The sequence below is a fragment of the Sulfitobacter sp. UBA4523 genome, assembly GCF_002388305.1.
Taxonomy (GTDB): Bacteria; Pseudomonadota; Alphaproteobacteria; order Rhodobacterales; family Rhodobacteraceae; genus Sulfitobacter; species Sulfitobacter pontiacus.
Window position 1 is genome coordinate 1 of record NZ_DGMH01000051.1, and the last position, 16,263, is coordinate 16,263.

Consider the following 16,263-nt stretch of genomic DNA (forward strand, 5'->3'; position numbering starts at 1 on the left):
CGGTTCATCGGGCCGGGGTGCATCACGATGGCATCGGGCTTGGCATGGGCCAGTTTTTCGGCGTCCAGCCCATATCTGTGATAATACTCGCGTTCGCTGGGGATAAAGCCGCCATCCATGCGTTCTTTTTGCAAGCGGAGCATCATCACAACATCAACGTCTTTCAGCCCTTCTTCCATATCATCGAAGACTTCGACGCCGAATTCACCGATTTGCGCGGGCATCAGCGTCGGCGGCGCGATAAGGCGGATGCGGTTCTCCATCTTGCCAAGCAGCATGATGTTGGACCGTGCCACGCGACTATGGGCAATGTCGCCGCAGATGGCGATGGACAGGCGATGCAAGCGGCCCTTGGCACGGCGGATCGTCAGCGCGTCCAGTAGTGCTTGCGTAGGGTGTTCATGCCGCCCGTCGCCCGCATTGAGCACGGCGCAGTTCACCTTCTGCGCCAGCAGATCGACGGCACCGGATTGCGGATGGCGGACCACCAGCAGATCGGGGTGCATGGCGTTCAGCGTCATCGCCGTATCAATCAGGGTTTCGCCCTTTTTGATCGAGGACGCCTGCATCGCCATATTCATCACATCCGCCCCCAACCGCTTGCCCGCGATCTCGAAGCTCGCCTGCGTCCGGGTGGAGTTTTCGAAGAACATATTGATCTGTGTCAGCCCGCTCAGCGCGTCGCTGTGTTTATGGGGCTGGCGGTTCAGATCGGCATAGCTGTCGGCCAGATCAAGCAGGGTGGTGATGTCGTCCTGGGACAGGTGTTCAATGCCCAGAAGATGGCGGTGTGCGAAACTCATGACGGCGGACCCCACGTTATTTTTGGCGTTATAGGCGGCGGCGCAGGGCGGGGCAAGTCGTCGGGCGGGGGCATCCGGCCGTGGGGGCCGCGTTGGATTTAAGACCATTTGGAAGTTGGCATTTTTATTGCCGACACCAGCGCGTAAGTTGGGCGCATGGAATCAGTGGATTATCATCAGGCGCTTGCGCTTTTGCATTGGCAGATCGAACTTGGCGCGACCGAGGCGATTTGCGATGCGCCGGTGAACCGTTACGAGGTGCCCGCCGCGGTCGAGAAGCCGAAGGCGCAAAAGGGCAAGAGCGGACCAGTGCCTTTGGCTGCCCAAGGGCCGGACGTGGTGGCAGAGGCGACACAGGCCGCGGCTGGGGCTGCGACGCTGGATGAATTGCGTGCCGCCATGGCCGCCTTCGAGCATTGCGAGCTGAAACGCGGCGCGCGCAAAATGGTTTTCTCGGACGGAACGCCGGGGGCACGGGTGATGATCGTGGGCGAGGCACCAGGGCGGGACGAAGACCGCGAGGGCCGGCCCTTTGTCGGGCGTGCCGGCGTGTTGCTGGACAAGATGCTCGCGGCCATCGACATGGGGCGCCATCACCAGACATCGCCTGTCTATATCACCAATGTCTTGCCCTGGCGGCCGCCGCAGAACCGCGATCCGAAGCCGGATGAAATCGCGATGATGAAGCCGTTTCTGGCGCGGCATATCGCTTTGGCCAAGCCCGAGGTGTTGGTCATCGTTGGCAATTGGTCCGCGCAGGCATTGCTGGGCAAACGCGGCATCACCCGCTTGCGCGGTCAGTGGACGCAAGCCGAGGGGTTGCCCGCGTTGCCCATGTTCCACCCCGCCTATCTGCTGCGCAGCCCCGAGTTCAAACGCGAGGCCTGGGCCGATTTACTCTCACTGAAAGCGAAATTGACGCATGGTTGATCCCCTCACATTGCTGGCCTTTGTGCCCGCCGCCCTGGCGCTGAACCTGACACCGGGCGCGGATATGATGTTTTGTCTGGGGCAGGGCATGCGCTTTGGTCCGCGCGCCTCGGTTGCGGCAAGTGCGGGGGTCGCCCTTGGCGGTATGGTGCATGTGACCTTGGCGGGGCTTGGCCTTGGTGCGGTGGTGGCGGCCCTGCCGTGGGCCTTTGATGTGATCCGCTGGATCGGGGTTGCCTATCTTTTGTGGCTGGCCGTGCAGACCTGGCGTAGCAGCGGGGCGGCCGCAACGCCCGTGCCTGCGCCGAAATCCGCGTTTCGCAGCGGTTTGATCGTGAACCTGACGAACCCCAAGGTGATCCTTTTCGTGCTGGCCTTTGTCCCGCAGTTCGTCGTGCCAGAAGCGGGGCCGGTTCTGCTGCAGTTTCTGATGCTGGGGTCCGTACTGTCGCTTGGCGGGTTGATCATCAACGCCTTGGTCGGTGTGTTTGCCAGTGGCCTCGGCCGCCGGATGGTGGGGGGCGGGCAGGCGCTGCGCTGGATCAGCAGCGGTATTTTCGTGGCCCTCGCCGCACGCCTTGCAGTATTGGAGCGGACATGAGCCGAATTGACGAGACGATTGACTTTATCCCCGTGCGCATCGCGGTGCTGACAGTATCCGATACCCGGGGTTGGGCCGAAGACAGGTCAGGCGATGTCTTGGTCGCGCGCATCGCCGAAGCGGGGCATTTCCTCGCGGCACGCAGCATCATCCGCGATGAGCGCGGCGAGATTGCCGACCAGTTGCGCGACTGGTGCGCCGACCCTGAGATTGACGTGGTAATCAGCACGGGGGGCACAGGGCTGACGGGGCGCGATGTGACGGTCGAGGCACATCGCGATGTCTACGAGAAAGAGATCAATGCATTCGGCACCGTGTTCACGATCGTATCCATGCAGAAGATCGGCACCTCGGCGGTGCAAAGCCGGGCCACCGCCGGCGTCGCCCAGGGAACGTATCTCTTTGCGCTGCCCGGGTCTCCGGGGGCGTGCAAGGATGCGTGGGACGAGATTTTGATCAAGCAGCTCGACTATCGGCACAAGCCCTGCAACTTCGTTGAGATCATGCCCCGTCTGGATGAACACCAGCGCCGGAAATAGCAGCTGGGGCGATGAATTTAACCCAATTCCTCCGCGCTGCTTTGCGATGCGCCTGATAAGCCGTGCGTGGCTGTCACAACTGTGATTTTGTTCTGCAGGCCTGCGGGGTAAGCTGGCACGGACGAAATAGGATCGGGGCAAGATGCGTTTTCTACGGCAAAGCATGATCGGGTTGTTTCTGGCAGCGGCGACATTGGGGTTTCTGGTGCTTGCGGCGGACCTCATTGGCGGGGCGGTTCAGCAGCGTCTGACCGACACGCCGCCCGAGCGCGCCCCGCGTGAGCGGGTATTCTCGGTCAATGTGGTGCGTGCGCAGTCTGGGACCGAAGTGCCGGTGCTGCAAAGTTTTGGCGCGGTGCAAAGCCGCCGCACGCTAGAGCTGCGTGCGGCCGTGGGCGGGCGCGTGGTCGAGCTGGCACCGGAATTCGAAGAGGGCGGGCAGGTCACAGCGGGTCAGGTTCTGGTGCGCCTTGACCGGTCGGATGCTTTGGCCGAGGTCGCGCGGGCGCAAAGTGCCGTACGCGATGCAGAGGCAGAGGGGCGTGATGCGGACCGCGCGCTGGCTTTGGGACTGGACGAGCTTGCCGCCGCCGAAGAGCAGGCCGCGCTGCGCACCCGCGCGTTTGACCGCCAGCGTGATCTGGGCGAACGCGGTGTCGGCACCGCGACGGCGACGGAAACGGCAGAGCTTGCTGCCTCAAGCGCGCGACAGGCCGTTCTTGCACGTCGACAGGTGGTGACCCAGACAGAAGCGCGCGTGGATAACGCGGTGCGCTTGTTGTCCAACGCTCAAATTGCGTTGGAGGATGCGCAGCGCGCGCTAAAGGAAACCACGATCACCGCGCCGTTCGATGGGGCGCTAAGCGAAACCTCGGTCGTCGAGGGGCGCTTGGTCTCTGCGAACGAGAGGCTGGCAGAGCTGATCGCGCCGGATGATCTTGAGATTTCCTTTCGTATCTCGACCGCGCAATACGCGCGCCTGCTGGATGCACAGGGCCGGTTGATCAAGGCAGAGGTGACCGCGCGCCTTGATGTCGCGGGCGTGGACCTTGAGGCCCGCGGCCAGATCACCCGCGCGGGGGCCGCTGCGGGCGAGGGGGCCAGCGGGCGCCTGATCTTTGCCGCGTTGACGCAGGCACCGGGGTTCAAACCGGGGGATTTCGCGACGGTACATGTGCGTGAACCTGCGCTGGACGATGTGATCCGCCTGCCAAGCTCGGCCCTTGATGCCACGGGAGCGGTCTTGGTGCTGGATGCGGAGAACCGATTGGAAAGCATTCAGGTCTCTGTTCTGCGCCGCGTGGGCGACGACGTGTTGGTCCGTGGTCCGGTCGAAGGTCGCGACGTGGTCGAGGCGCGGTCGCCCCTGCTGGGGGCCGGTATCGCGGTAAAGCCGTTGCGTCCGGGGGCGGATGAGACCGCGCAGGGAGATGTCCCCAGCATGATCGCCCTGACAGAGGAGCGTCGCGCAAAGCTTGTGGCCTTTATCGAGGGGAACAGCCGCATGCCCCAAGAGGCGAAGGCGCGCGTGCTGGCGCAGCTGGCCGAGCCGCAGGTGCCGGCGCGCATGATCGAACGCCTTGAAAGCCGGATGGGAGGCTAGGGAGATGGCGCGCAGCATGTCCGGTGGTGCAGGGGGGATCCTGTCGTATTTCACCCGTCACCGGACGGCAGCCAACCTGCTGCTTGTGGTGCTACTGGTCTGCGGGGCGGCCGCTGCGCCGAATATGCGGGCGCAGTTCTTTCCTGATGTGATCATCGACAGTGTGTCGGTCACTACCGTTTGGGAGGGGGCGGGGGCCGACGATGTGGATAGTGCCATCGTTCAGGTGCTTGAACCGGTCTTGCTGGCGGTCGAAGGGGTCGAAAGCTCCACCGCTGCCTCGCGCGAGGGCAGCGGGACCGTCTCGCTTGAGTTCGAGCCCAATTGGGACATGGCCCGCGCCGCGACGGATGTGCAAACGGCGGTGGATTCGGTTACCACACTGCCAGATGATGCCGAAGATCCGGTGGTCCGGCGTGGTATCTGGCGCGACCGTGTGACCGATGTGGTGATCACGGGCCCGATCAGCGCGGAACAGCTGGGGCGTTTCGCGGATGAATTCGTCACGCGGCTGTTCGCGGCGGGTGTAACGCGCAGCACCATTCAGGGGGTCGCGGCGCCGCAAACCCTGATCGAGGTGCCGTCGACCAGACTGATCCGTCACGACATCACCATGGCCGAAATCGCCGCCGTGATCGCGGCCGAGGTGGATGCCAACCCCGCCGGTGATGTGACAGGCGCCAATGCGCGCGTGCGCACCGGCACCGCGAAGCGTAGCGCGGATGCCCTATCTCGCGTCGTGTTGCGCAGCAATGCGGACGGGTCGTCATTGCTGGTCGGGGACGTGGCACGGGTGATCGAGCAGGGCTCCGACCGAGAGGTAGGGTATTTCGTGGGGGATGATCCCGCGATCTCTGTGCGTATTGACCGCTCTGACGGGGGGGATGCCATCGGTATCCAGCACAGCGTCGAAAGCGTCGCGGCGGATATGTCTGTGATGCTGCCCAAGGGCGTGACGATAGAGCTGATCCGCACGCGGGCCGAGGCGATCACCGGGCGGTTGGACCTGCTGATTGATAACGGGCTGATGGGGCTCGCACTGGTGGTGGGGTTGCTGTTCCTCTTTCTGAATGCGCGTACGGCCTTTTGGGTGGCCGCGGGCATACCTGCGTCGATGGCCGCGGCAATTGCGCTGATGTATGCGGGGGGGATCACGATCAATATGATCTCTTTGTTCGGGTTGATCATCACGCTTGGTATCGTGGTTGATGATGCGATCGTTGTGGGCGAACACGCGGACTATCGCCACAAAGAGCTGGGCGAGCCCCCCATGCAAGCGGCAGAGAATGCGGCGCGGCGGATGGCGATGCCGGTCTTTGCCGCAACGATGACAACGATCATTGCTTTTTTCGGTCTGCTTGCCGTGGGTGGGCGCTTTGGCAGTCTGATCGGGGATATCCCCCTTACAGTGATTGCCGTGCTGGCCGCGTCACTGGTTGAATGTTTTCTGATCCTGCCGAACCATATGGCCCATGCGATGGCAGCAGGGGCCAAGCAACGGTGGTATGACCTGCCCAGCCGAGTGGTCAATCGCGGGTTTCTCTGGGTGCGCGAACGGCTGTTCCGCCCCTTCATGGCGGGGGTGATCCGCGCGCGCTATGTGGTGCTTGCCGGTGTGGTCGCTGTGCTTGCCTCGCAGGTGGCGCTGTTCATCCGGGGTGACGTGCAATGGCGGTTCTTCAATGCGCCGGAACGCGGGTCGGTGACGGGTAATTTTGCCATGGCCGAAGGGGCCACCCGCGCCGATACGCTGGCGATGATGCGCGAAATGCAACGCGCGACAGAAGCGCTGGGCGCGCAATACGCCGAGGAATACGGCACCAACCCCATCGACTATGTGATCGCGCAGATCGGGGGCAATGCGGGGCGTGGTCTGGACGGGGCCGACAGCAAGGACGCCGATCTGCTGGGCGGCATCTCGATCGAGCTGATCGACGCCGATCTGCGCCCCTATTCCAGCTTCGCCTTTGTCGCTGAACTGCAAGACGCGGTGGTCAATCATCCCCTTGCCGAAACCGTCAGCTTTCGCGGCTGGCGGTCGGGTCCCGGGGGGGACGCGCTGGATGTGCAGTTTTACGGGGCTGACACGCAGGTGTTGAAAGCCGCATCGCAGGATCTGCAGGATGCCCTGCGGCAATATCCCGAAGTCAGCGCGGTGCAGGATAATCTGGCCTACGACAAGGAAGAGCTGATCCTTGATCTGACGCCGCAAGGACAGGCGCTTGGGTTCACGATTGATACCTTGGGGCGGGTGCTGCGCCACCGTCTGGGCGGGATCGAGGCGGCGACCTATCCCGACGGCCCACGATCGGCGACAATCCGGGTTGAACTGCCCGAGGGAGAGCTGACCGCGGATTTCCTTGAACGGACCCAGATGCGCACGCCGGACGGGCAATATGTGCCGCTGGCCGATATCGTCAGCGTGGACCGGCGCACCGGCTTCAGCACGGTGCGTCGCGAGAATGGCATCCGTCTGATTTCGGTCACGGGCGACATATCAGAGGATGACCCCGCCCGCGCGAGTGAGATCACGACGGCCCTGCGCGAGGATATCCTGCCGCGCATCGCCTCTGAACGGCAGGTGGATTTCCGCATCGGCGGATTGAGCGAGCAGGAAGGTACGTTTCTGTCGGATGCGCTGACCGGCCTGATTCTTGTGCTGACGGGCATCTACCTTGTTCTCGCTTGGGTTTTTGGCAGTTGGACGCGGCCCATGGTGGTGATGGCGGTGATCCCCTTTGGTCTGGTCGGCACAATCTACGGGCACGCCCTGTGGGAGGTTCCCCTGAGCATGTTCACGGTCGTGGGCCTGCTGGGGATGACAGGGATCATCATCAACGATTCCATTGTTCTGGTGGGTACGATTGACGAATACGGTGCCACCCGTGGAGTGATCCCGTCGATCATTGATGGCGCGGCGGACCGGTTACGGCCGGTGATGCTGACCACGCTGACAACGGTCCTTGGCATGGCCCCGCTGCTTTATGAGCAAAGCCAGCAGGCGCAGTTCCTGAAGCCCACGGTGATCACGCTGGTCTATGGTTTGGGTTTTGGCATGTTTCTGGTGTTGCTGGTCGTGCCTGCGCTGGTCGCGGCGCAGCATGATATCGGTCGCCAGATCCGGGCGATGCGTCGGGCCATGCGGGCACGAGCAGGGGGTCTGCGCCTCGGCATTCTGGCGCTTTGGGTGCTGGTGGTGCTGTGGGGCGGGGCCACGCTGGGGTGGGTCGCGGTGACGGGCGACTTACATCCCGCGCTGGTCGAGCTGCTGCCTGAGCTCGGGGCGATGGCCCCGCGCAGCGCGGCGCTGCTGCTGTTCCTGGTCGGGGCGGCTTTGATCGCGCTGGTGGGCTATATCGTCGGCGCGGTGGCGTTGCTGCTGTCGCGTCGCAAACGGGCCGTGTGATCAGCCCGCGTTGCATCCTACAATATCGACGGCCTGCTTGCTGCCCAATACCGTCATGCGGATGTGCGACCGGTTCAGTGCCACGGGGCCGCCGCTGACGTGGCCCACGTCCACCCGCGCATGTAGGACGTTGCCCTTGCGGGTGGTATCTGCCTCGCTGACCCAAAGATCAGGGTTGCCGGTTTCGATCACCACCAGCTCTTGCCCGCCCGCGGGGGGGAGGGTGATCGCGGCGTCCAGGGTCAGGTCCGCGCCTGCCATACCGATGGTGCAGGTCACGTCTTTCACACGGGCCTCTTTCGCCGAAAACGGGCGCTGCGCCAATGAGGCGGCAATCGCTGGATCGGCGCGGGTTGTGGTGGTGTCGATCACGCCGCTCAGCTCAAGCGAGGCGGGCACGCAGATGTCGCTGCACACGCCCAGATCAATGGTGGTCTGGACCGTGACGGGGGCCCCTTTGTCGGGCACGCTGATCCGCAGCGGCAACACGACCTGATCCTTATACCCGATGGTGGTCAGATTGGGTTCGCGGAACACCGTGGGCGCAGGCCATTCCACGGCCACCGCCGACAGGTTGCGCGAGCCGGACCAGTCGAAGCTGGGCGGGATACCCATGTCACCGGGCGCGCGCCAGTAGGTCTTCCAGCCCGGCTCCACCGTCATGCGGATCGCGGCCATGCGGTTGCCATCGGGCAGCACCCAGCCTTGCAGGATTTCCCCGTGGATCACTTCCATTGCAGAAGCGGGCAGCGGGGCGATAAGGGCAGCGGCCATCAGGCCAAGAATTTTTCTGGTCATGGCGCTTTCATGGGCCATCTGCCCCCCGTTTGCCAAGTCACGTTTGCATTATGATGTGTTGCAGTCGCGGGGGTTGAAAGCCGCAGGGGCGCAGGCCATGCTATTGCGATGACGCATAAGGACGACAGCATGAAAATGGATCTGACCGGCCAGCTTTTGGTGGCGATGCCCGGCATGGGGGATCCTCGGTTTGATCATTCGGTGATCTTTATCTGCTCGCATGATGACGAAGGCGCGATGGGGTTGATCGTCAATAAACCCGCCGCTGATCTGAAGCTTGACGATGTGCTTGACCGGCTCAGCGATGTGGACATGGACGATGTTTCCGGTCTGGGGGTGCATGTGGGCGGCCCCGTCGAGACAGAGCGCGGCTTTGTCCTGCACAGCGCCGAATACCGGTCCGTGATGCAGACGACGGATATCGCGGATGGGGTGGCGATGACAGCGACGCTGGACATCCTCGAAGACATTGCCCGCGGCAAGGGGCCGCGTCGGGCGATGTTGATGCTGGGCTATGCTGGTTGGGCCGCGGGCCAGCTGGAGGCTGAGATTGCCCAGAACGGCTGGCTGACCTGCCAAGGCGATAGCGCTATTCTCTTCGACTTGCCCGATGCGCGCAAATGGGAAGCGGCGCTGACCTCTATCGGCGTGGACCCTTTGGGGCTCAGCGCGACAGCAGGGCGCGCCTGACTTGCGAGGATCTGCGGGGCAAAAGCCCTAACGCGGTGCCGCCGCACGGCGCAAACGGTCATTGATGGCACGGCCCAGACCGGTTTCAGGGATCGGGGCCACCGCAATCGGTCTTCGCAGCCGGTCAAGCGCGTGCAGTCGGTCAAACAGATGCGCGGCCGCTTCCACCAGATCGCCGCTGGCCGATAGGGTCAGATCGTCAGGCCCGCTCCCGCTTGCCGCGCCAAAGCCAAGGTAAACCTCTCCATCCGTCGCCGCTTGGGCGTTCAGACGCACGCTGGCATGGGGCGCGTAGTGAGAGGCGAGCTGACCGGGGGCGATAATCTCTGCCCCGTCGGCCACATCCAGCGGTGCGCCAAGAGCTGCCTCTATCGCCTCCGACGGCAGCCCGCCTGCGCGCAACAACGTCGGGCGGGGCTGGTTCAGGCCGATGATGGTGCTTTCCAGACCAACGGTGCAGGGGCCGTCATCAACCACAGCGGCGATCCGCCCTTCCAGCCCCGACAGAACATGTTGCGCCGTTGTGGCGCTGATCTTGCCCGAGGGGTTGGCCGAGGGGGCCGCCACCGGACCGCCAAGCGCACGTAGAATGGCGCGGGCCGTGGGGTGCGCGGGCACGCGGATGCCGACGCTGTCTAGCCCCGCCGTCACCAGCGAAGAGAGCCCGTGCCCCTCGGCCAGAGGCAGCACGAGTGTCATCGGACCGGGCCAGAAGGCGCTTGCCAAAATCTCGGCGGTGTCGGACCAGCGCCCGTAGCGCCGTGCTTGGTCCACATCGGCGATATGGATGATCAGCGGGTTGAAGCTGGGCCGCCCCTTGGCCTCGTAGATGCCCGCCACCGCCGTCCCGTTGCGCGCATCCGCCCCCAGACCATAGACCGTTTCAGTCGGTAGCGCGACCAATGCGCCTTGCTGCAGCAGGGTGGCGGCGCGGGAAATGCCGGAAGGGTCGGCGGGAAGAATCTCGGTCATTGGCTTCTCTCACGGGGGATGACGCCGCGTTTTGGGTTGCGGTGCGCAGGCTTGAGCGACATTCTCGCCGCAACAGCCCGGAGTATCGCCTTGGGCTTATCAGGTCGCTGTTCGGTTTGCCAAGCAGACGAACGCGTTAATGGAGGAAAACTATGCCCTATCGCGCCCCTGTCGAAGATTTTGCCTTTCTGTTTGATCATGTCGTAGGGCTGGACGCTGTGCGTCAGACCGACCGCTTCGAGGACGCCAGCGAAGACGTCACCCGCGCGATCCTCGAAGAGGCGGGCAAGATGACCAATGACGTTCTGGCCCCGCTGCAACGCGCCGGCGACCTGACCCCCGCCAAGCTTGAAAACGGCGTCGTACGGACCTCGCCCGGTTTCGCCGACGGGTTCAAGGCCGTGGCCGAAGGCGGCTGGATCGGCATGTCCGCCGACCCCGAATTCGGCGGCATGGGCCTGCCCATGACCCTGACGACCGCCGTTAACGAAATGATGAGCGGTGCCTGCCTGTCCCTGCAACTTGCCCCCTTGATGAGCCAGGGCCAGATCGAAGCGCTTGAGCATCACGCCAGCGACGCGATCAAGGAGCTGTACCTGCCCAAGCTGATCAGCGGCGAATGGACCGGCACGATGAACCTGACCGAACCGCAAGCGGGGTCGGACGTGGGGGCGCTGGCGACCAAGGCCGAAGACAATGGCGACGGCACCTATGCGATCTCGGGTCAGAAGGTCTATATCACCTGGGGCGACAATGACTTTGGCGGCAACATCTGCCACCTTGTCCTGGCGCGTCTGCCCGGTGCGCCTGCGGGCACCAAAGGCATCAGCCTGTTCCTCGTGCCGAAATACCTGCCCAATGACGACGGCAGCCTTGGCAATGCCAATAGCCTCAAGGTGGTGAGCCTTGAGCACAAGCTGGGGATTCACGGGTCTCCGACATGCGTGATGCAATATGACAAGGCGACCGGCTGGCTGGTCGGGCCCGAGCAAGGCGGCATGGCGGCGATGTTCACGATGATGAACAACGCGCGGCTTGGCGTCGGCGGGCAGGGCATCGGCATCGCCGAAGCGGCCTATCAGCACGCGCTGGCCTATGCGCTGGACCGTAAACAGGGCAAGACATCGCGCCCCGATGGCACCGGCACCATCGTGGACCACGCCGATGTCCGCCGCATGCTGATGACGATGAAGGCCGAAACCTTTGCCGCCCGCGCCATCGCGCTGTGCTGTGCCAAGGCCATCGACATGACGAACGCCACCGGTCAGGCCGAGTGGAAAGCCCGCGCGGCCTTCCTCACCCCGATCGCCAAGGCGTTTGGCACCGACACCGGCATGGCCGTCGCTGAAATGGGCGTTCAGGTCCACGGTGGCATGGGCTTTATCGAAGAAACCGGTGCCGCGCAGTACAGCCGCGACGTGCGGGTGACCGCCATTTACGAAGGCACCAATGGCATTCAGGCGATGGATCTGGTCGCGCGCAAGATGATGGACGGGGGCGAGGCCGCGAACCGTCTGCTGGACGAGATCGAGGCAGACGCCGAAGCCGCCCGCGACGTTTTTCCGAATATGACGGATGCCCTGTGGCAAGCATCGGAAACCCTGCGCGAGGCGACCGACTGGCTGACCGAGCAATCGAACATGGACACGCGCTTTGCCGGAGCGGTGCCGTATCTGCGGGCCTTTGCACGGGTGCTTGGCGCGCATATGCACCTCAAGGCGGCGCTGGCCGACAAGGGCGGGCCACGCGAAAAGCTGGCGCGGTTCTACATCCTGCGTCTGTTGCCGGAACACGTTGGCCTGTTGGCCCATGCCCAAGCGGGCGAGGCTGATCTTTTCGCGCTTTCCGCTGACGAACTGGCCGCCTGATGCCTGATACCGCACCAACCGGATTACGTTTCCCCTGGGATACGCCGCCCGCCCATGATGCGGCGATAGAGGTCGCCCCCGGCGTGCTTTGGCTGCGTCTGCCGCTGCCTATGAAGCTGGATCACGTCAACGTCTATGCCTTTGACGAGGGCGACAGCTGGACGATCATCGACACGGGGTTCGCGTCGAAAAAGTCCAAGGCGCTGTGGACGGACCTGATCGCGGGGCCCTTGGGCGGCAAGCCGGTGTCGCGGGTGATCGTGACCCACCACCACCCCGATCACATCGGTCTGGCGGGCTGGTTCCAGACCGAGCACGGTGCAGAGCTGGTGACGACGCGCACCGCGTGGTTGACCGCGCGAATGCTGACCCTCGACCCGCAAGAGGCACCGCCAGCCGAGACGCTGGCTTTCTACAAACTGTCGGGGATGGATGCCGCGCTGTACGAGAAACGCGCCTCCGAGCGGCCATTCAACTTTGCCGACATCGTCTCGCCTCTGCCGCTTGGCTTTACGCGGATCAAACAGGGCGACGAGATCACCATCGGGGGGCGTGTGTTTGACGTGCATATGGGCAATGGGCACGCCCCCGAACACGCCACCTTCTGGAGCCGTGATGACAATTTGGTGATTGCAGGGGATCAGATCCTGTCGTCCATCAGCCCTAACGTCGGGGTCTATGCCACCGAACCCATGGCCGACCCTATTGGCGAATGGATCGAGGCCTGTGACCGTCTGTCATTGCTCGCGCGGGAGGATCATCTGGTGCTTGGCGGGCACAAGCTGCCCTTCACTGGTCTGCCCACCCGCATGCGCCAGTTGATAGAGAATCACCACAGCGCCCTGCGCCGTCTGGAAAAGGCGATTGCAGAGCCGAAATCGGCGTCTGAATGTTTCTCGACCCTGTTCAAGCGCAACATCGGCGAAGGCGAATACGGTCTGGCGCTGGTTGAAGCGGTCGCCCATCTCAGCCATCTTTACCAAACGGGCCGTGCCACACGCAGCTTGCGGGCGCTGGACGGGGCTTGGGTGTATCAATCAAAGGGCTGACCGATGGATAACGAGATCAAGACAGCGGCCGAGGCGATCGAGGCCGACGCGCTGCCGCGCCTCTACGAGGTGCATTCGGACCCCGACAGACGCAATGCCTCTGACCAGCCGGTGCCCAAGGGGATGACCCAAAAGCCCGCCGCGCAGAAATCACCGGCGCAATGGGCCTACGAGCGGGTCGTGCTTTACCTTAGAAATTTCGAAGAGCAGCTGGATGGCGATCACGAGGTCGCGATGGGGTTCGCAGGCGGTGACGCCGGTGTGCTGCGGATCGAGGGTATGGGCTATTTCGACCCGGACATCGTGACCTTTTACGGCGAGGACAACGCGGGGGCACGGATGCAGCTGGTGCAGCATGTCACCCAGTTGAATGTCGCCCTGCGTGCGCTGCCCAAAGCGGTGCAGGAAACCCCCGCGAATCGTATTGGTTTCCGCTTGGCGCAAGACCTTGAGACGCCAGAGCCGGCACAGACAGACGAAAACACCTGATCCCGCGCATTTTGATGCCGTGACATAGGCAGATGAATACAGTATTCCCCAGTTCAAATCATACGCACGTTAAGACAAGGATCGCGCAAATGGCCAAACATGAACACGGCTCGATGGACACCAGCACGCACGAGAAGACTTTTGACAGCTTCATGAACTTCGTCAAATGGTCGTGCATCGTGATTATTGCTATTCTGGTCTTTATGGCGATCTTCGCGCGCTAAGGCGGGCAAACCTAACCGACGGGATATTTCTATGCGTGTTTGGATGGCTTTGGCCTGCGTCGGGCTGCTTGCGGCCTGTGCGAATGATACCGGGATTGATAACACACCGGCAGAAGTCGCGGCGGCCGCCTATGTGGCACCGGGGCCGCGATCCATCACGTTGATGACGATGATCAACAACCGCACCGGCAGCGGCGGCCATACGGCGCTGGTGGTCAATGGCTCGCAGCAGGTGATCTTTGACCCCGCCGGTTCCTTCCGCGATCCGCGCGTGATCGAACGCGGCGACGTGCTTTACGGTATGACGCCCAAGTGGATTCAAGGCTACAAATCCTCGCACGCACGCAGCACCTACCATGTTGTCAGCCAGGAACTTCAGGTGACGGACGCGCAGGCGGAACAGATCTTGCAGCTTGTGATGTCGAACGGCACGGTAGCAGGGGCGTTCTGCGCCAATGCGACCTCGGGCATTCTGTCGCAGGTCCAAGGGTTCGAAAGCATCTCCAAGACCTTCTATCCGGCCAAGCTCAGCGAACAGTTCGCCAGCTTGCCCGGTGTCACGACGACAAAATACTACGAGAATGACGAAGGCGATGTGATCGACGCGGTGCAGGCGTCGCTTCTAGCCCAGTAACCAAAGCAGACTGTAAAGCGTTGCTGCACCGCTGATGATGGCGAGCAGCACGTTTTTGGTGATCACCCCGATTGTCAGGGCCGCAGCCGCTGCCGCCATGCGCGGCAGGTCAAGCTGCCCGTCCGTGGCTGCGGGCCAGATCACCTGCGGAGCCACCAGCGCGGGCAGGATCGCCACTGCCGTATAGCGCAGGTGCCGCAGCAGCCATGCGGGCATCTCGCGGTCGCCAACCAATCCGGTAAAGACAAAGCGCAGCCCGAAACTGCCGATGCCAAGGGCGATGATCACGAACCAAAGTGTGCCGGTGTTGATATGATCCATTATACCGCATCCTGTTCAGGGTGTTGGGGCTGGCGCCGTTCCAGCCAAAGCTCTGTCTGCGCACCGGCCATCATCCCCGCAAGCCCCGCGATGATCAGCCCCAGCGAATAGGGCACACCCGCCGTCAGCAGCCCCGCGACAGAGGCGACCAGCGCCGCGACCACATGGGCCGGCGTGCGGAACATCGGCGCGATCATGGCCAGAAAGGTGATCGGCAGCGCAAAGTCCAGCGCCCAGCTTTCGGGGATCTGCGCGCCGACCATCGCCCCCACCAGCGTGAACAAATACCACAGCGGCACAATCGGGGTCACACAGCCAAAGAAATACGCCATCCGCTGCGGAATCGTCATATCGGGCTGTTTCTCGTACTGCGCCATCGCGCAGACATAGGATTGATCGACCGTCAGATAGGCCGCCAGCGCGCGCTGCCACAGCGGGGCGGAGCCGATGTAAGGGGTCAGCGACGCGGAATACATCGCCATCCGCAGGTTCACCGCCAGCGCAGAGGCCAGCACGATCGCCGTCGGGGCATGTTCCTGCATCAGTTGCAACGCGGTGAACTGTGCTGCCCCCGCAATGACCACAACCGAAAAGGCGAGCGTTTCGAATACGTTCAATCCCGCCTCGGTGGCGAGGATGCCAAACAGGGACGCAAAGGGGATGATCACCAGAACAAAGGGTGCGGCGTCGGCAAGACCTTTTCGAAAGGCCGATTTCGTGGTGGTGATGGCCATGCGTTCCCCCTAGATTGCCGGGACATGCTTAACTGCCGCTTTGGGGGGATGCAATTGTCCGTCAAGACAGACACCGATGCTTATTTGATCGCACCGCAACCGGGTTTGCCGCGGCTGACCCGTGCTGTGACCGGGCGGGATCACACAGGCGCGCAAACAACCATCAATGTGGTCGAGGAACGCCCGTTGACGATCTATCTAAATGCGCAGGAAATCGTCACCGCGATGACGATCGGCGATTACCCTGAATACCTCGCGCTTGGGTTCTTGCGCAATCAGGGTATGCTGCGCGACGGTGAGGATATCACCGGCGTCGACTACGACGAAGAGCTTGAGGTCGTCGTGGTCCGCACCGCCCGCAAAACCGATTACGAAGACAAGATGCGCAAGAAGACCCGGACCTCCGGCTGTGCGGTCGGTACGGTTTTCGGCGATATGATGGAGGGGCTGGAGGGCGTGATCCTGCCCATGACCCCGCTGCGGACCTCGTGGCTGTATGACCTTAGCGCGCAGATCAACCGCACGCCGAGCCTGTACCTGGAAGCCGGGGCGATTCACGGCACGGTGCTATGTCAGGGCAATCGCCCGCTGGTCTATATGGA

General features: G+C 63.1%; 17 protein-coding genes. 12 read left to right on the forward strand and 5 right to left on the reverse strand.

Going from position 1 to position 16,263, the window contains the following annotated elements; translation table 11 throughout:
- Positions 1–803, reverse strand: an 803-nt coding sequence (locus B3849_RS12765) for an aspartate carbamoyltransferase catalytic subunit (protein ID WP_286780249.1), incomplete at its 3' end; no start/stop codon positions are given.
- Positions 804–959: 156 nt separating this feature from the next.
- Between B3849_RS12765 and B3849_RS12770 the strand changes: the two genes are divergently transcribed.
- The 5 genes from B3849_RS12770 (at position 960) to B3849_RS12790 (ending at position 7,882) form a co-directional block, all read left to right on the forward strand.
- Positions 960–1,733: a uracil-DNA glycosylase gene (locus B3849_RS12770; protein ID WP_005849657.1), complete on the forward strand. Its 774-nt coding sequence runs from the start codon at positions 960–962 to the stop codon at positions 1,731–1,733.
- Positions 1,726–2,334, forward strand: a complete 609-nt coding sequence (locus B3849_RS12775) for a LysE family translocator (protein ID WP_278425494.1) — start codon at positions 1,726–1,728, stop codon at positions 2,332–2,334. Before B3849_RS12770 ends, B3849_RS12775 begins: the two co-directional genes overlap by 8 nt.
- Positions 2,331–2,873 (forward strand): molybdenum cofactor biosynthesis protein B, encoded by a 543-nt coding sequence (moaB, locus tag B3849_RS12780; protein WP_278425495.1) that lies wholly within the window; start codon positions 2,331–2,333, stop codon positions 2,871–2,873. Before B3849_RS12775 ends, moaB begins: the two co-directional genes overlap by 4 nt.
- A 142-nt stretch (positions 2,874–3,015) precedes the next feature.
- The gene (locus tag B3849_RS12785; RefSeq protein ID WP_278425496.1) at positions 3,016–4,476 is read left to right on the forward strand and encodes an efflux RND transporter periplasmic adaptor subunit; all 1,461 of its coding nucleotides are present in this window, start codon (positions 3,016–3,018) and stop codon (positions 4,474–4,476) included.
- A gap of 4 nt (positions 4,477–4,480) precedes the next feature.
- Entirely contained in the window at positions 4,481–7,882 is a 3,402-nt protein-coding gene (locus B3849_RS12790; RefSeq protein ID WP_278425497.1) for an efflux RND transporter permease subunit, read from the forward strand.
- On the opposite strand, the gene B3849_RS12795 is transcribed toward B3849_RS12790, so the two are convergent.
- Positions 7,883–8,680 carry a protein-disulfide reductase DsbD domain-containing protein gene (locus B3849_RS12795; protein WP_235602558.1) on the reverse strand — a complete coding sequence of 266 codons (798 nt, stop codon included), beginning with the start codon at positions 8,678–8,680 and terminating at the stop codon, positions 7,883–7,885.
- Between the two features lie 108 nt (positions 8,681–8,788).
- On the opposite strand from B3849_RS12795, the gene B3849_RS12800 reads away from it, so the two are divergent.
- Positions 8,789–9,370: a YqgE/AlgH family protein gene (locus B3849_RS12800; protein WP_278425498.1), complete on the forward strand. Its 582-nt coding sequence runs from the start codon at positions 8,789–8,791 to the stop codon at positions 9,368–9,370.
- A gap of 27 nt (positions 9,371–9,397) precedes the next feature.
- Here B3849_RS12800 and B3849_RS12805 read toward each other — a convergent pair whose 3' ends face one another.
- On the reverse strand, positions 9,398–10,342 hold the full coding sequence (locus B3849_RS12805; RefSeq protein WP_278425499.1) for an L-threonylcarbamoyladenylate synthase: 945 nt from the start codon (positions 10,340–10,342) through the stop codon (positions 9,398–9,400).
- Between the two features lie 152 nt (positions 10,343–10,494).
- Here B3849_RS12805 and B3849_RS12810 point away from each other — a divergent pair, with 152 nt between their 5' ends.
- From B3849_RS12810 to B3849_RS12830, 5 genes are all read left to right on the forward strand, one after another.
- Positions 10,495–12,210 (forward strand): acyl-CoA dehydrogenase, encoded by a 1,716-nt coding sequence (locus tag B3849_RS12810; RefSeq protein ID WP_278425500.1) that lies wholly within the window; start codon positions 10,495–10,497, stop codon positions 12,208–12,210.
- Positions 12,210–13,259, forward strand: coding sequence for an MBL fold metallo-hydrolase (locus B3849_RS12815; protein ID WP_278375145.1), 1,050 nt, complete (start codon positions 12,210–12,212; stop codon positions 13,257–13,259). Before B3849_RS12810 ends, B3849_RS12815 begins: the two co-directional genes overlap by 1 nt.
- A 3-nt stretch (positions 13,260–13,262) precedes the next feature.
- Complete coding sequence (locus tag B3849_RS12820; protein WP_278425501.1) at positions 13,263–13,748, forward strand: DUF6173 family protein; 486 nt, start codon at positions 13,263–13,265, stop codon at positions 13,746–13,748.
- Between the two features lie 89 nt (positions 13,749–13,837).
- On the forward strand, positions 13,838–13,972 hold the full coding sequence (locus B3849_RS12825; protein WP_005849635.1) for an aa3-type cytochrome c oxidase subunit IV: 135 nt from the start codon (positions 13,838–13,840) through the stop codon (positions 13,970–13,972).
- 31 nt (positions 13,973–14,003) lie between these two features.
- Complete coding sequence (locus tag B3849_RS12830) at positions 14,004–14,606, forward strand: hypothetical protein (protein WP_037966046.1); 603 nt, start codon at positions 14,004–14,006, stop codon at positions 14,604–14,606.
- Here B3849_RS12830 and B3849_RS12835 read toward each other — a convergent pair.
- Complete coding sequence (locus B3849_RS12835) at positions 14,595–14,927, reverse strand: AzlD domain-containing protein (RefSeq protein WP_009825231.1); 333 nt, start codon at positions 14,925–14,927, stop codon at positions 14,595–14,597. The genes B3849_RS12830 and B3849_RS12835 overlap by 12 nt on opposite strands.
- On the reverse strand, positions 14,927–15,661 hold the full coding sequence (locus B3849_RS12840) for an AzlC family ABC transporter permease (RefSeq protein WP_005849629.1): 735 nt from the start codon (positions 15,659–15,661) through the stop codon (positions 14,927–14,929). Before B3849_RS12840 ends, B3849_RS12835 begins: the two co-directional genes overlap by 1 nt.
- Positions 15,662–15,709: 48 nt before the next feature.
- Between B3849_RS12840 and B3849_RS12845 the strand changes: the two genes are divergently transcribed.
- Positions 15,710–16,263 (forward strand): formate dehydrogenase accessory sulfurtransferase FdhD (locus tag B3849_RS12845; protein ID WP_286780250.1); only part of this gene is annotated, 554 nt, incomplete at its 3' end.

Coding starts and splice junctions, on each gene's coding strand:
- B3849_RS12770 (WP_005849657.1), top strand. CDS start 960: ATGGAATCAGTGGATTATCATCAGGCGCTTGCGCTTTTGCATTGGCAG.
- B3849_RS12775 (WP_278425494.1), top strand. CDS start 1,726: ATGGTTGATCCCCTCACATTGCTGGCCTTTGTGCCCGCCGCCCTGGCG.
- moaB (WP_278425495.1), top strand. CDS start 2,331: ATGAGCCGAATTGACGAGACGATTGACTTTATCCCCGTGCGCATCGCG.
- B3849_RS12785 (WP_278425496.1), top strand. CDS start 3,016: ATGCGTTTTCTACGGCAAAGCATGATCGGGTTGTTTCTGGCAGCGGCG.
- B3849_RS12790 (WP_278425497.1), top strand. CDS start 4,481: ATGGCGCGCAGCATGTCCGGTGGTGCAGGGGGGATCCTGTCGTATTTC.
- B3849_RS12795 (WP_235602558.1), bottom strand. CDS start 8,680: ATGACCAGAAAAATTCTTGGCCTGATGGCCGCTGCCCTTATCGCCCCG.
- B3849_RS12800 (WP_278425498.1), top strand. CDS start 8,789: ATGACGCATAAGGACGACAGCATGAAAATGGATCTGACCGGCCAGCTT.
- B3849_RS12805 (WP_278425499.1), bottom strand. CDS start 10,342: ATGACCGAGATTCTTCCCGCCGACCCTTCCGGCATTTCCCGCGCCGCC.
- B3849_RS12810 (WP_278425500.1), top strand. CDS start 10,495: ATGCCCTATCGCGCCCCTGTCGAAGATTTTGCCTTTCTGTTTGATCAT.
- B3849_RS12815 (WP_278375145.1), top strand. CDS start 12,210: ATGCCTGATACCGCACCAACCGGATTACGTTTCCCCTGGGATACGCCG.
- B3849_RS12820 (WP_278425501.1), top strand. CDS start 13,263: ATGGATAACGAGATCAAGACAGCGGCCGAGGCGATCGAGGCCGACGCG.
- B3849_RS12825 (WP_005849635.1), top strand. CDS start 13,838: ATGGCCAAACATGAACACGGCTCGATGGACACCAGCACGCACGAGAAG.
- B3849_RS12830 (WP_037966046.1), top strand. CDS start 14,004: ATGCGTGTTTGGATGGCTTTGGCCTGCGTCGGGCTGCTTGCGGCCTGT.
- B3849_RS12835 (WP_009825231.1), bottom strand. CDS start 14,927: ATGGATCATATCAACACCGGCACACTTTGGTTCGTGATCATCGCCCTT.
- B3849_RS12840 (WP_005849629.1), bottom strand. CDS start 15,661: ATGGCCATCACCACCACGAAATCGGCCTTTCGAAAAGGTCTTGCCGAC.